This window comes from Clostridium sp. KLE 1755 (assembly GCF_000466465.2).
Lineage (GTDB): Bacteria > Bacillota > Clostridia > Lachnospirales > Lachnospiraceae > Eisenbergiella > Eisenbergiella porci.
Genome location: NZ_KE992733.1, coordinates 44,449 through 59,618, shown reverse-complemented (window position 1 = coordinate 59,618; position 15,170 = coordinate 44,449). Strand labels below are relative to the sequence as shown.

General features: G+C 48.5%; 11 protein-coding genes. 3 read left to right on the top strand and 8 right to left on the bottom strand.

The window, feature by feature from the left end; all coding sequences use genetic code 11:
• Positions 1-92 precede the first annotated feature (92 nt).
• The 7 genes from HMPREF1548_RS17735 to HMPREF1548_RS17705 all read right to left on the bottom strand — a co-directional run bounded on the left by HMPREF1548_RS17735 (position 93) and on the right by HMPREF1548_RS17705 (position 10,646).
• Positions 93-2,024, bottom strand: coding sequence for a glycoside hydrolase family 36 protein (locus tag HMPREF1548_RS17735; protein WP_021637780.1), 1,932 nt, complete (start codon positions 2,022-2,024; stop codon positions 93-95).
• A gap of 4 nt (positions 2,025-2,028) precedes the next feature.
• Positions 2,029-3,744, bottom strand: coding sequence for an amylo-alpha-1,6-glucosidase (locus HMPREF1548_RS17730; RefSeq protein WP_021637779.1), 1,716 nt, complete (start codon positions 3,742-3,744; stop codon positions 2,029-2,031).
• Positions 3,745-3,834: 90 nt separating this feature from the next.
• On the bottom strand, positions 3,835-4,662 hold the full coding sequence (locus HMPREF1548_RS17725) for a carbohydrate ABC transporter permease (RefSeq protein WP_021637778.1): 828 nt from the start codon (positions 4,660-4,662) through the stop codon (positions 3,835-3,837).
• Between the two features lie 2 nt (positions 4,663-4,664).
• On the bottom strand, positions 4,665-5,567 hold the full coding sequence (locus tag HMPREF1548_RS17720) for a carbohydrate ABC transporter permease (protein ID WP_035322728.1): 903 nt from the start codon (positions 5,565-5,567) through the stop codon (positions 4,665-4,667).
• 86 nt (positions 5,568-5,653) lie between these two features.
• Entirely contained in the window at positions 5,654-7,102 is a 1,449-nt protein-coding gene (locus HMPREF1548_RS17715) for an ABC transporter substrate-binding protein (protein WP_021637776.1), read from the bottom strand.
• A 234-nt stretch (positions 7,103-7,336) separates the two neighbouring features.
• Positions 7,337-8,791, bottom strand: a complete 1,455-nt coding sequence (locus tag HMPREF1548_RS17710; RefSeq protein WP_021637775.1) for a response regulator transcription factor — start codon at positions 8,789-8,791, stop codon at positions 7,337-7,339.
• Entirely contained in the window at positions 8,784-10,646 is a 1,863-nt protein-coding gene (locus HMPREF1548_RS17705; RefSeq protein ID WP_021637774.1) for a cache domain-containing sensor histidine kinase, read from the bottom strand. The genes HMPREF1548_RS17710 and HMPREF1548_RS17705 overlap by 8 nt, the downstream gene beginning before the upstream one ends.
• 287 nt (positions 10,647-10,933) lie before the next feature.
• On the opposite strand from HMPREF1548_RS17705, the gene HMPREF1548_RS17700 reads away from it, so the two are divergent.
• The 3 genes from HMPREF1548_RS17700 to HMPREF1548_RS17690 are packed head-to-tail and all read left to right on the top strand — an operon-like array spanning position 10,934 to position 12,949.
• Positions 10,934-11,440 (top strand): DUF4367 domain-containing protein, encoded by a 507-nt coding sequence (locus HMPREF1548_RS17700; protein ID WP_021637773.1) that lies wholly within the window; start codon positions 10,934-10,936, stop codon positions 11,438-11,440.
• Between the two features lie 35 nt (positions 11,441-11,475).
• Entirely contained in the window at positions 11,476-12,276 is an 801-nt protein-coding gene (locus tag HMPREF1548_RS29100; protein WP_083493011.1) for an RNA polymerase sigma factor, read from the top strand.
• Complete coding sequence (locus tag HMPREF1548_RS17690; protein WP_157065705.1) at positions 12,266-12,949, top strand: hypothetical protein; 684 nt, start codon at positions 12,266-12,268, stop codon at positions 12,947-12,949. The genes HMPREF1548_RS29100 and HMPREF1548_RS17690 overlap by 11 nt, the downstream gene beginning before the upstream one ends.
• 197 nt (positions 12,950-13,146) lie before the next feature.
• Here HMPREF1548_RS17690 and HMPREF1548_RS17680 read toward each other — a convergent pair.
• Positions 13,147-15,170 (bottom strand): glycoside hydrolase family 3 C-terminal domain-containing protein (locus HMPREF1548_RS17680; protein ID WP_021637768.1); only part of this gene is annotated, 2,024 nt, incomplete at its 5' end.

Genomic DNA, 15,170 nt, shown 5'->3' with positions numbered 1-15,170 from the left:
TGAAATTAATTTTTTGTAACAGCACAAGTCAGGTAACAGTTCAGCCAAAGGCTGAACTGTTACCAAATCGGGCGTGAACAGTTCCAATTTTACTAAATATCTGCCTTCAGATTATTCCACAGCCTTTCATAATCCAACGTAACCTGCTTATCAGCGGAGAGAAGGAACAGCCGGCAGCCATGGGGCGGGATACTGACAACAAGCTGCTTTTTCCACAACACTTCCCTTTCCCCTGTCTGAAAGGAAAAAATATTCCAGGATGGATCAAAGTCCAGTTCTTCCGGACTATATGTTTCTCTGAGATAATCCTCTGTTTTATTCAAAATGAACAGCAGTCCCTTTGCGCCTTCTTTGTGTACCATGACAATTTCAGGACGTTCTTCTGCCAGAAAAGGCAGGGATGGCTTCCTTCTTTTATCCGGTTCTATGAAACGGAAAAGCGCAGCCCTCTCCTCCGCAATCCGGTGCAGGGGATCCGAGGTATAAATACAGCTGCCTGAAATTGCCGCCAGCAGGGCAAGGCTGTGTATTTCACGTTCTGTAAGACGGATTTGAAAATCACGAAGCATGACAGCATCCGGGTCCGTCTGATAATAGTGGTGATTGGTAAAATGGTTTCCCACAAGGCAGCGCATCATATTCTGCGGACCAAACTCCCCGTCCCAGCTTGATCCCACATCCCCGCCTATGCGCATGCCATCCGCATAACCCACAAACGGCAGGAAGGGGGCAATACAGCCCAGCCAATAGCTTTCTTCTCCAATGGCTTCTCTGATCACCTGCAGATATTCTCTGAAGTATTCCACAGAGGTTTTCCCCGGCGTGTGTCTTTTTACCCGGCTGCTGTCCTGCAGCCCCCAGAGCATGAAATCTGTTTTAAACATTTCCGCGCCCCAGCTGTGAAGTGTTTCAAATACATTTTTCATATAGGCCATCGCCTCGGGATGGGAGGTATCCAGACAATAATACTCCTCATCCTGATATCCCCAGGGCTTTGGCTCATTATCAGTTATCCAGGGTCTGACCGGCTTATCCTCCGTATCATACAGAATCCAGTCCGGATGCTCCCTGTAAAGCCGGCTTCTGTTTCCTGCCATAAAGGCGCCGACCCAGATTCCCGGGACAAATCCTGCAGCACGAATTTCATCAAAGGCTGCCTTCAGTCCTTTAGGAAACCGTTCGCTGGGTTCCAGCCAGTCTCCAATGGAGGTACAGTACCCCACATCCAGCTGAAAATATTTAATATCCGGCCGTTTTTCCATTCCGGCAAGACCATTCAGATACTCCGTCAGCTGCAGTTGATCAAAGTTTTGATAGCAATAGTACCAGGAACACCAATGGTAGGCAGGCGGCATGAAAAGCCGGGCAGACATATTGCGCCCGATTTCCTCCGCAGCCTTTTCCAGCCCCGCTTCCAGGGACTCTGTCATCAGGAATTTCAGCGGCGCAAAATCCACGTTTTTCCGGTTTACATTTTCCATTCTGGCGCCGCAGGAAAGATGCAGTACCATCTCCTGGCTGTTTCTTCTGCTGCCGTCAGTATATCGCTCAAGGCGGCAGCCTTCCATTTCACATATAGTTTCATAATGCTTCTGTGAGGTGGGATAGATGGTCAGCGCACAGCCGCTGAACTGAAGGGCGCACAGCCCAAAGCCTGTCAGCCTTTCCTTTTCCAACAGGCTTTTCCTTCCATAATATCCCGTATCATGCCCCATTCCTTCCGCTGCCTGGTAGAAGCCCTCCGCATCCGTATCCGCCTGGTAAAAAAACTGGAAGGTATGAATGGACTGCAAGTAATCCACAAGGGAAAACTGCAGCTCAAAGCAGTTCTTATCCTGTTTATCCACATGGCAAACAATGCTGCCTTCTGCGGTTTCCCATATGATTCCCGCTTCTTCCCTGCGTACCCGAAGCGCCCGGACGGAATGTCCGTCGATACCCGGATAAACATTTTTAAGGAAAACTTCTTTTTCACTGCTGACAGTCAGGCTGCCGTCCGCCTCGATCCTGAACCTTAATTCCATTGACTTATTCCTCCTTCAGATACTCATGAGCCATAACAAGCATAACGCTGGCCGTCCAGGTATATGCCCGATCTCTCAGTCCTGCGCCTGTCAATGCATCAAAATTCTCCGCACATCCGCTTCTGCTCACGTTTCTGCAGAATCGTTCCGTGATATCCCTGACGAATTCCTTTTCCCCGCATTCCCACAGGCCGTCCGCCAGCAGCATGGTACTCGGCGCCCAAATGGGCCCGCGCCAATAACCGTCGGATTCATAAAGGCTGCTGGACGGACTCTCTGTCGCCAGGCCATGCTCCGTATAAAATCTGACGCTCTTCAGCTGTTCTATCAAATAGGAACGAACCCCGGCCGGCAGTCTCCCTCCCAGAACAATCGGAAGATACAATATCAGACTTTCATTTTCTGTCACTTTCCCTGTAACGGTCTGAATCGCCAGCGGTCTGTTGTCCCGGAAAAGCTTCTCCAGCATTTTACCAAGCATCCGTTCTGCGCGTTCCTTCCACAGGAGGCTGTCGCTCTTGCGGCCGATCAGTTCCGCAATTTCTCCAAGCTCCTCCATCTGGATAACCAGAAAAGCTGCCAGATCCGGAAGGGTAACCGGAGGAAGAAAACGGAACGCCGTTGAATTATCCCACCCGGAATCATTTCCGTGGGTATATTCACAAAGACCATCCCCATCCTGATCTCTGTAATTCAGCCACCATTGTGTCCATTTCCCCAGCTTCTCATAAGCTTCCTCCAGCTGGTTTCTGTCAAGCCTCATGAGCTTCCTGAGCTTGCGCAGTGTCCAGCCGTGGATCGGCGGTTTACAGTAATTATCTATAATTATGGAATCATTGATGCTGTCGGGTATTCTGCCGCTTTCACTCTGATGATCAAACATGATCATAAACTGATTCCAGGCTTCCTGCGGCTCGTGATAGGCAAGAGCCAGCGCATTAAAGCAGTGGTCCCAGCTCCATACGTTGCACATCCAGTTTTTCGACATAAACATGGCATCTCTTTTCAGGAAGCCGCATTTATTCACAATACTGCTCCAGTTAACATAGGCAGCCATCTCCCCCGCCTCTGCAAATCTGCCCGGCACCGATGGCATGGAGTGATAAAAGGCCTGAAAATCAGCATAAGCTTTTTCAGCGCTGCTGTCTAAATCAAATTTTTCTTTCCTGTTTATCCAGGTGTCCTTTATTTCCTCCATCACCAGCAGGAATTCACCGTCTTCTGCTTCCACATCAAAACAGCAGTATTCAGAATTACTCACCTTCCATTCCTGGGAAAGCTTTACCTGTCCCGACTGGTTAAAAAGCATATAACGTGAGTGGCATTTAAAACAATTGGCCAGATACCAGGTTTCTTCCCCGGACAGCACCGGCTGGATAAAGTCAAAAGCACCTCCCGGAAGAAAGTCCAGTCTGATTCCGACACCGTCTCCCCTTCCGCTTATGAGAAGCGTATCCGCATCCTCATAGGCCAGAAACACTTCACCTTTTTGCGTAGACAGAGTTACCTTTTCCGGCTGCGCCTCTATCCTGCAGGGACACTCCTCCCCGTCATTCAAGGTCTGCAGACGCGCCACAAACGGCGTCCCGGCATCCCCATGGACAGTTCTCAGATAAAGCCCTTCTGCCATTCCTGAACCCCTGAAATTTTTTTCATGATATGAAACCGCCATATAGCTGCCTCTCATACTGAAAGGCACCTCCTGTAAATTTAACTGCATACCCCTGCTCCTTTCTTTTTTCCCTCTTTTTGTTATGGTAACTGAATCCTATTCCCGCAGTTACCTTTTCTCCATCATACTTTCTCTCTCTTACCCCTTCAAGCCTGAAAAGGTAATCCCTTCAATAAAATATCTCTGTGCCATAAAGTACACAACAATCATAGGCAGCGTTATCACCGAAGACAATGCCATCATAAGATTCCATTCACTGTTATGCTGACCCATAAAATTCTGCAGCGCCAGAGAAACCGTCTTCAGATTTTCCTTATCCAGATAAAGCAAAGGCCCCATGAAGTCATTCCAGGTATTCATAAAGGTAAAGACTCCCACTGTGCATAAAACCGGCTTTGCCATTGGAACAATAATACGCAGGTAGATAACAAAATAATTAGCGCCGTCCACCAGAGCCGCTTCATCATATTCCTTGGGAATTCCCGCATAAAACTGCCTGACCAGAAAAACATTGAATGCGCTTCCGAAAAAGCAGGGCAGTGTAAGAGGGACAAAGGTATTATAAGCGCCGACTGCCTGCCATATGAGAAACTGAGGTATCATCAGAACGGTCTGCGGTATCATCATTGTGGAAAGCAGCAGGGCAAACCAGAAATTTTTTCCTGTAAAACGGAGCCTGGAAAAACCAAAGGCGATAAAGCTTGCGCTGAGTATGCTGCCAATCATATTAATCAGTACAATGATACCCGAGTTCACGAAATATCTGGAAAAAGGCGCCCGCGCAAAGGCATCCCTGAAATTATCCAGATTGTAATGGCTGGGCAGCCATTGTATCGGCACCGTCATAATTTCCCTGTTTGTCATAAATGAACTGCGTACCATCCAGAAAAACGGGAAAAGCATTAAAATGGATATGGCCGCCAGCAATAGGTAGGAAATAATTTTCCCTCTGTTTTTCTTCTTCATAATCAGTCTCCATTCTCATAAATAACCCATTTGTCCGAGGTTTTGAATACAATCGTTGTCAGCAGGGCGATAATCACGAATAAAATCCAGGACATCGCCGCCGAATATCCCATCGCAGACTGTTTAAAGGCAGTCCGGTACACAAGCAGGGAATAGAAAAGGCTTGCATTGGAGGGCCCTCCGTCCGTCATGATATAGGACTGGGTAAAGGTCTGCATGGAACCGATAATCGCCATAACAAAATTATAAAAAATAATCGGAGTCATCATTGGTATTGTAATATTCCTGAATTTTGCAAATGCGCCTGCGCCGTCAATTTCAGCGGCCTCGTAAAGCTGTCTTGAGACGCCCTGAAGCCCTGCCAGGTAAATAACTACCGTATTTCCCGCCGCCCATACCGCCATAACAGACAAGGACGGTATTACCTCCTTCGGGCTGAAAATGAAATTATGCGTATGCCCCCCGAATGCTTTGATTATACTGTTAAGCAGGCCATACATGGGATTGTAGATATACATCCATATCGCAGAGCTTGCCACAACGGGCACAATGGACGGGATATAAAAAATCGTCCGGAAAACGGACAGTCCCTTCACCTTCGTGTTTAGCAGCATGGCAATAAGCAGCGGTATACAGGTCACCAGAGGCACACTTAACAAAGTATAATAAGCGGTTACCTGTAATGACTTGATAACGAGAGGATCCCTGAAAAGATTCCTGTAGTTTTGAATCCCGATAAACTCCTGTGCAGTGATAACATCCCATTTGGTAAAGCTGATCCACATACTGAACAGCATTGGGCCGAAATTAAAACATACCAGGCCGATTATCGCAGGAGCAATAAAGAAATATCCCCATTTCAGCTGCGTTTTTTCCTTTAATGACATACTTTTTTTTACCTTCATGCTTACTGGCCTCCTGCCTTCACTTATATTCGGGTAAAAAAAGGGCACCCACCCCTTAGAGCCAGGCGCCCTTCCTTTTTCCTTATTTATTTCCAATAGCCGTCAATACTGTCTGATAAGTCAAGCGCTTCCAATGCTTCTTTGGCTGAAACCTCGCCCAGCCATACATTATCAAGTGCCGGTACGATAGTATTATCCACAATGACAGGGAAATTCTTTACTCTGACATTATCTCCCAGTACAGTAGTGTCTGCCTGCAAAATATTTTTAAAGGCCTCGCACATTTGCGTCGCATCTACCTTTGTGTAGGTTGAAACCCACTTCTTCTCATTTTCCCCACTGTCAAATACCTCCAGGGTATGAGGGAGCCCGCCCAGTGATACCCCCTGATCCAGCGCAGCCTGAATGGAATTCATGAAGTTGGTAAAATACTGATAGAAATCAAAAGCTTCTTTATTATCCGCCGCATTGGGAGACATACATAGGCCTGCCGTCCAACTGATATCCGCAGGATGCTTAAATGCGGGAATCGGGGCTACGCCTACGTCAAATCCTTCGTTCGTATAATTTGCCAGCGCCCAGCCGCCGTCAATCACCATTGCCACCTGACCGTTCATGAGCATGGCTGATGCATCGGAAAAGGCCCCTTTTGCCATAGCGCTGGAAGGTGCGCAGTGGATTACATTTCCAAGGTCGGCAATTGACTGGATGACCTCGATACCCGCATCACTGCTGATACTGAGCGCCGAACCGTCCTCATTCAAAATACCCGCATCATTTGTGTGCAGCAAAGCTATGTATTTTGTCCAGTCCGTCGGCATCATTGTTCCGTATACCATGATATTGTCCGGATCAAAGCCTGCATCCTCCGGCCCGTTCCCATTGGCATCCTTGGTTATCTTCTTCGCATTTTCCACAAATTCCTCCCAGGACCAGGGCTTTGATGCATCGGTGGAAGGAAGTTCAATACCGTTCTGCTCCAGCAGCTCCTTGTTATAATACATGCACATCGTCGTTACATTATATCCCACTGACCATACATTTTCATCCGTAGCAAAAATAGCAGAATCCACAGATACGTCGGAAGGCTTTACTCCTGCCGCATCATACAGCGGTTTTAAATCCAGCAACGCACCCTTTTCTCCCCACTCAAAAACATTCCCTTCAGGAAGATTAAAAATATCAGGCATGCTTCCTGCCGCAGCCATTGTATTTATTTTGCTCAGATATTCAGCATAGGGTATGTAATTTTCTTCGATATCAATATCCGGATGTTCTTTTTCATACTGAGCCACAATCGCTTTGTCAAATTCCTGTTCCGCATCTGCCGCCCACATATAAAAGGTCACTGTTTTCTTTTTGCCGGAAGAGCTTTTATCCGCCTGGATATCTGCCTGTCCGGCATCTGCCGCCGCATCTGTGCCACCGGCTGCCGCACTTTCAACACCTCCTGCAGTACCTGTACTGCTGCCGCAGCCAATAGTTGTACATACCATACAAATCCCCACCAATAATGCCAATAACTTTTTCTTCATACTTTGCCTTCCCCTTTCTATCTAACCTTTTTGTTTGGTTGATATGTATATAATATTTATTTTCACAGTTCAAATCTAGTACAAAGTTATCATTCCACTAGCACAATTTTTTCCATTTTTATTTATAAAATCAGCCCGACAACATCTGATTATTGGTGCCGGACCTGCATCTCTGGTAAAAAAAGCAGGTGTACCGGGAAAAACGAAGGTTCTTTTCCCGTACGCCTGCCTGCTTTATTCATGTTCTGCTCCGATGGAATTTCTGTATTCTCTCGGAGATATTTCATATACCTTTTTAAAGCTTCGTGCAAAATAGTTGGGATCGTTATAGCCTGTCATCTGGGAAATCTCCGATATGCTCAGAGATGACGTGTCCAGAAGCTCCCTTGCTTTCTTCAGCCTTATATTCTCAAGATACTGCATTACCGTACAGTTTTTCTTTTCTTTGAACTTCTTTGCAAGATAGGTGGGCACGACAAAAAATTCACCTGCCAGTTCACTCAGATTGATATCCTCTCTGTAATGCTGAACCAGATACTGTATCACCTTATCAACCAGTTCACTTCGGGAAACTATCTTCTCAATCTTCCGGTTCAGCTGTAAGGAATAGTCCCCAAGCAGGCCAAGCATCTCTCTCCGGCTTTCACAGACGGCCGATGCAAAAGGAAAAAGCTCCTGCCGCAGTTCTCCGGGAAGCTGAATATCATACTTGGTATATTTATTCGCGATAATCAGAATAAGAGCCTGGTAAACCTGTTTAATAAGACCACAGTATTTTTCCTCTTCAAATAACGGCTTCAGGATCTCTTCCAGACACTCTGTATATTTATCTTCCCTGGTACAGTCCAGCGCAGCATCAAATGCCTCATAGCTGACGGCCGGCCGCTCACATGGCATGCTTTTCAGTTTCATCAGCCTGTATTCAGGATGGTAAAAACGGATATTCAGCATATCTTCAAACTGACCCGCCAGTTCCTCCGGATTACCGCATTTTCCCATATGGTACACGATTTGGGATGCTCCGGCGAAACAGTCCTTGCCAGCAAGCATTTCAAGCTCCCTCCCGGTACAGTACTTTCCTTCCATTAACAACAGAAGGATATCCTGTACACCGAAAAAACGTATGGCAGTACAGTGCATTCCCCGGTCAGCCATCTCAATCTCCCTGAGAATCTCCGCCGCATTCCCTCCGATTTTCTTTCCCCGTATCAGAAGGAAGGTCCCTTCCGGCTTTTTCTGCCCATCCGCATGCAGAAAATCCGTCCAGGAGCATATATTCTCCTCCTTCTTATCCTCTTTTTCTTTATCCTCCTCCAGCTGTCTGAAAACATCCCAGAGCATATCACTGAATTCCTGCTGCAGTATCGGCTTTTTAATATAATTAATTACCCCCAGCTGAATCGCCTTTTTCATATAAGCAAAATCATCATAGCCGCTGATAATGATAAAACGGGTGTGGGCTTCCGGATACTGTCTTCGAATCCTTTCTATGAAATCCAGCCCATTGATAACAGGCATATTAATATCCACGAAAAAAATATCCGGCCTCATTTTCTCATACAGTAAAAGCGCCTCCATCCCGTTGCCTGCCGTACCTGCCACTTCAATCTCCATACCGCTGCTTTCTATTCTCTGGGCAATGGATTTCTGTACATATTTTTCATCATCTGCAATACATATTTTATACATATACTTCCTCCTCACCACCCGCTCTCTCCAGCGGTATTTCCATTTCAATTCTGGTTCCATAACCGGCATTGGAAATAATCTTAACGTCAAAGGCATCCCCATATTCCAAATAGAGCCGCTGTACCACATTCTTAATTCCTACATGCCCCGTTTCCGGAAGACGTTTCATGGGATGTTCATAAATATTCTGTATCTCTTCGCTCAGAAGCTGCTGCTGTACAGCCTCCATGCCGCTTCCATTGTCCATCACTTCGATATGTATTTTCTCATTTTTCAGATGTATTATAATGGAAATACAGCACTCCTGATTCTTTCTCTGAAAGCCGTGCTTAATGGAATTTTCCACAAGCGGCTGCAGGATTGCTTTCATAAACGGCGCTTCCATTAATCTTTCATCCACATCGTCAAAGTAGGAAAAATCATTGATTTTATACTTCATAATCAGCAGGTACTGCTTTGTATATTCCAGTTCCTCCTTCAGCGTAATCCATTTGTTCTGTTTTAAATTATAGCGATAGAGCTGTCCCAGCGTTTCACATACCTTCACCGCTTTTTTTTCTTTCTTGCTCAGTATCAGGCTATTGATAATCTCCAGCGTATTAAACAGGAAATGCGGATTGATCTGCCGTTCCAGCATCTTGATTTCTGCGTCCTTCTGAAGGGCGCTGATCATCTTGTTTTTTTCGATCAGTGAATAAATAGACCCCGACATTTCATTAAAGCCATCGATAAGCTCCCCGATTTCATCCATATATGTGTTTTTGATTTGAATCCCGATATGATTATTTCTAATCTCCAACATGGCTCCTGCGCAGTTCAGAATCGGTTTTGTCAGATATCGGGATACGGCTAATGCCACCAGGATCAACAGGCAGCCCACAAATCCAAGCATGCCCACAAAAACAAGGAGCACCATAGGATTATTTACCTTCTGATAATTCTCATCCGATACGGTAATCAGTATCCATTGGAAAAATTCCGTATTCAGCATTTTCCTGGACATATAGTACCTGTTTTCCAGCTTTACGATCTGCTCACTTTCCTCCCGTTTTTCTCCTGTATCCAGCTCTCCCGGCAGATTAGAGCAAATACTGCTGCCGTCTTTTTCCTCCAATGCAAGCCAGGTTCCCTCATAACCGTTTTCCAGCAGCTTTTTTATATTTTCCAGCGGAACCGTAATTACCATGAAGCCCGTAAGCTCCAGGGTATTATAATCGTGGACAACATAATAAATCGTCATATTCCATTCCGGATGATTTCTGTAAATTCCTTTATCTTCCCCCTCTCTGGCCTCCACATATTTTCCATTCAGAAGCAGTTCCTCATACCATGGCTTCTCCCTAATGTCCACATCATAATCTAAACGGTAGCTGTCGGTTCCTGTGACTCTTGTACCGTTTAACGCAATCACTGCAAACTGATTTCCTTCATACAGGGTACTGAGGCTCCCCAAAAAATCTCTGGCATTTTCCTCCATCTCCTGCCTTCGCACAACAGAAACGCTTTTCTTGAAAATATCCTGCATCCAGTTACTGTAGCAGATATTATAAGCCAGGTTATCCATATTTTCAAAATAGCTTCTGATTCCGTCTTCTTTTTCCGACTCAATACTTTTAACGTGGTTAATGACCGTACGTTTCCAGGTATTGCTGTAAATCACGCCAAATATAAAGGAAGTAAAAAGGACGGCGCCGATAAACGTGCTCATAACAAAAATAACTGTTTTCCTTTTCAGCCCAAGCTGCATAAAATGTACCTTTGCATTCTTAAGAAGCTTCCGCAACGCCTGCCTGCCGCCTGTTTTATCCTTATTGTCATTATCTGTACCGTTTTTTCCCGTACTTGCTTTATCCATGCCTTTTCCCCCTCATGCGTGATATTCCCTTAAGTAAACCCTGCCAAAGCCCATGTAACATATTACACCGCACTTTAGAGCAATTATAACATTGTAATTCCTGCCACGCCACTACTACTAAAGTGATGATCAACCAACCGCTTTAAGCCCTTCTGGAGCCCTCACGCTTGACATCCCCGCCCCCTGGCATATAATTAATTAAAAAATTTTATATTTTCATGCAACGTTTTCCCTCTCCCGGTTGTATATAAAGCAGAAACATAAAAACGCATGAAGGAGAATCCGATATGAAAAAACTAAGCCTATGCATTATCACTGCCCTGTCCCTTGTATCCCTTGGTATCCTTACCGCCTGCGGCGTTTCCACCGCACCAAAGGAAGCCGGCTCAGCGCAGCTTCCCAACCCCTTTGTCCCCTGCGCCTCCATAGAGGACGCAAATGAAATTCTGGGCTTTACCGCCGCCGTGCCCTCCGATATACCGGACGGCTATGAAACCGCCGCCATTGCCGCCGTTTCTTCCTCCGATCCGGCCTTTGTCCAGATAAGATACGAATATGGGGAAAAGACCATCACCTACCGCATAGGAAAAGGCTCCGGCAATATCAGCGGAGATTATAACTCCTATGAATTCACAAAAACACTGGAAGCGGGTGAAAATACACTCACCTGCAGCGGTGCCGGAGAACTGATTTACAATGCGGTCTGGGAAGCGGACGGCTATACCTACAGCCTGACCGCCACAGACGGCATCACCGAAAATGAACTGCAGGAACTGGTGGAAAGCATCGCCTGAAGCATTCTGCGCCGTATGAAAGGAGGAGTCACATTATGAATTACGGCAGTTCCATAAGTCGGACCGCAGCCGGACCGTGGCAGAACCAATCCCCTCTGTACCTGCTTGCCTGCGGACAACTGCGTTTTATCCTGTACAGGCTTTGCCGCTTTATTAAAAAGGATGCGGACCTTTCTCCCTCTCCGGAGGCCGCCGTGTCCCCGTCATCATCAGAGCGGGCCGCCAGAATTCTCCACCATCTGCCAAAAAACAAGGCCTCCAAAACCAGCCGGGTCACCGAAATCAGCCAGGGCCCAAAAACCAGCTATGCCTCGCATGCCAGCCAGGCCTCTCTGATTTCCCAGCCTTCCCGCTCCTGCCCTCCCCTCTCCCCCGAGGAGGCCCTGCACCGCTATGGTTCCCCCATCCTCCGTCTGGCGCTGTCCTATCTCCATAACCTGCCGGACGCCGAAGATATCCTTCAGGAAACCATGCTCCGCCTTTTCTCCTCCGCCCCGTCCTTTGAAAGCCCGGAGCATGAAAAGGCCTGGCTCTTCCGGGTGGCCATCAACCTGAGCAAAAACCGCCTGAAGGCCAACAGACGCCGCAGCTGCGAGGAGCTTCCCGAATCTCTCACCCGCGCCATGCCCGAAGACCTTTCCTTTGTCTGGGAAGCGGTATCCACACTTCCCATAAAATACCGGGAGGTTATCCACCTTTACTACCAGGAAGAAATGACTGCCGCCCGGATTGCCGCTCTGACCGGCGCAAAGGAATCCACCGTGCGCTCCCTTCTCTTCCGCGCGCGCGGCATGTTGAAAAAACAGTTAAAGGAGGCGTATGATTTTGAAGAATAAATATCAGCAGGCTGAAGAATACATTCAAATGACACCGGACATGGAACAGCGCATTCTGGAAAAAATCAGAGCTTCGCGCACCGCCCCGGTTCCGCAGATACACCGTCAGCACCCTTTCCCCCGGCGTTTTCCCATTCCCGCCGCCCTGGCCGCCTGCTTTGCCCTGGCTGTCATCACCCTGTTCTTGTTTCCCCGCCTGAAAACCGGCTTTCCCCCGGGACAGTCCCAACAGCCACCGGTCCAAATAGCTTCCCCCATCGTGGAATACCCGGACACGTCCTCCCTGGCGGATGCCCTGCCATTTCCGCTTTCTCTGCCGGCACAGCTTCCAGAGGGCTATACCCTCCGTTCCTGCTCCATCCTGAATGGAGAGATGGCACAGCTTATATATGAAAAAAACGGCTCACAGCTCACCTACCGCATCACAGAACAGAAGAATGCCCCGGGAGATGACATCAGCGGCGATTATAACCAGTATACGCAGACACAGATCCTGGAACGGCCCTGGGGACAGCTGACACTGAAGGGTGACGGCAGCACCTGGTCCCTCCTCCTGTGGTCCCGAGACGGCTACACCTGCTCCGTGTCCACACAGGCCCCGCTCACCGAATCTGAAGCGGCGGCCCTGGCGGACAGCACCGTCCTGTATGAAGCTGAGGATCCCCCACAGTAAATTTTCCCCTAAAATACATTAAACCTGATTATGGAAAAAAATCAAATACCCCGCTGCAAGCAGGGTATTTGACCCTCGCGGCAGTCGCCAAATATCCATGCAAGCATGGCTGCTTGGCTCGTTGCTCACGGGAATAAAAAGAGCCGGGAAACCAGCATGAATCTGCGTTTTCCCGACCCTTCCTTTATTCCCCGGCATCAGTCCCTGATAACAAACCTTCCGTCCAAAAGCACATTGGCAGCATTGTCCCCCACCATAAGCTCAAACTCTCCCGGCTCCACATGCCACTCATACTTCATATCCAGTGTCCGCAGCTGACGTGTTCCCAGGCAGATACGCACCCTTTTGCTCTCTCCTGGCATCAGCGCCGTTTTTTCAAAGCCTGCCAGCTCCTTCACCGGCTTGACGGTACTCGACCACATGTCACGTACATAGACCTGAGCCGTCTCCTCCCCAAATACCTTTCCCGTATTGGTCACCGTAAAGGATACCGTGACGAAGGCGCCTGCCTCTATTTCTCCCGCCCGCAGGCCACCGTCTTCAATTTCCAGATCCCGGTAGGAAAAGGTGGTATAGGTCAGTCCGTATCCGAAAGGATAAAGAGGCTCCCAGTCCATCTCCACATACCGTTTTCCACCACCCGGCAGACGGTTGTAATGACAGGGCACCTGCCCTACGGTTTTGGGGAATGACATGGGAAGCCTGCCGGAGGGCGTGGTCAGACCGAAAAGTATCTCCGCAACAGCCCTGCCGCCTTTTTCTCCGGGATACCAAGCTTCCACTATTGCGGGGATATTTTCCTGCTCCCAGGACAAGGAAAGCGGCCTGCCGTTTTGTAAAAGAAGTACCACCGGCTTTCCCACGGCCGCAATTTTCTTCAGGAATTCCAGCTGCCTGCCCGGCAGCCTCAAATCCGACCGATCCAGGTTTTCCCCGCAGGTCTCCACACAGCCTCCAAGACAGGCTATCACAACCTCCGCTTTTCGTGCCGCCTCCAATGCCGCAGACATGTCCTCATGTCCCCGGTGATATCCCAGGATAACCCTGGCTCCTCTGGCGTCATTGCAAAACTCCAGGCGGATATCATACTCCGCTCCCGCCGTAAACACAAAATCTACCATGCGGCCGCTGTCCTTCCCCGCTCCCCAGCCATCGATAAGAAGCCTGCCGTCCACATATAGCCGCATGCTGTCCTGTCCGGACAGTCCAAGGCATCCGGTAAAGCTTTCCGGCGCCTTCAGCGTCCCCGTCCAAACCACGGAAAAACAGCTGGCATCCAGATGCGGATGAGGCTTTGCATAAATCCAGTTGAACTGGATCATCGGATCCACCCTGGTAACTACCGGTTCTCCGCCAGGCTCCCAGCCGTTGTAATACCGGCCTGTCAGGCCGGGCTTCCCGTCTTCGCTTAAAAACCAGCCCGGATGAAAGGGCACCGTCTTTTCCCCCAGGTAGCTGCAGCCCTTTTCGTACAGGATTTCCGTCTTTTCCCCTGCCAACTGCCGGATGCCGTCCAGTACCGTCACTATATGCTCCCTGTTATAATTTACACAATAATCGCCCAATGTCGGCTCATCCGCTCCCGGTCCCACCACGGCAATCGTTTTCAAATCCCGGGACAACGGAAGCAGCCCGTTCTCATTTTTCAGAAGACAGATCCCCTTCCTTGCAATCTCCAGTGCAGTTTCCTGATGTTCCCTGCAGTTCGCCGTCTTTTCATACAGACCTTCCTCCACATAAGGCTTCTCAAACAGCCCCAGTGCAAACTTCAGCCCCAACACCCGTCTGCATGAGGTATTCAGCACCTCCTCCGACATCCTGCCGCTTTCAACCAGACTCCGTATCCCATCCGCCCATTCCTCATGGGTAAAATCATACAACTGCAGATCCACGCCTGCCTCCAGCCCCTGGCGGATGGCGTCCGTTTTATCAGGCGCGGTAAAATGCCAGTCGTACAGTCTGGAAACGGCGGTCATATCGGAACGCACAAAGCCCGGCATGCTGAATTTTCCCCGCAGCACCTCCGTCAGAAGCTCCCTGTCGGAGGACACAGGCTGCCCGTCTATGGAATTATAGGAGCACATGGCGTTCCAGGCGCCGCCCTTCACAAAGGCTTCCTCAAACACTGGCAGGCACCAGGCGAAAATCTCATGCCTTCCCATTGCGGAGGGCGCACAGTTCAGCCCGCCCACAGGCGTGCCGTAACCCACATAATGCTTCG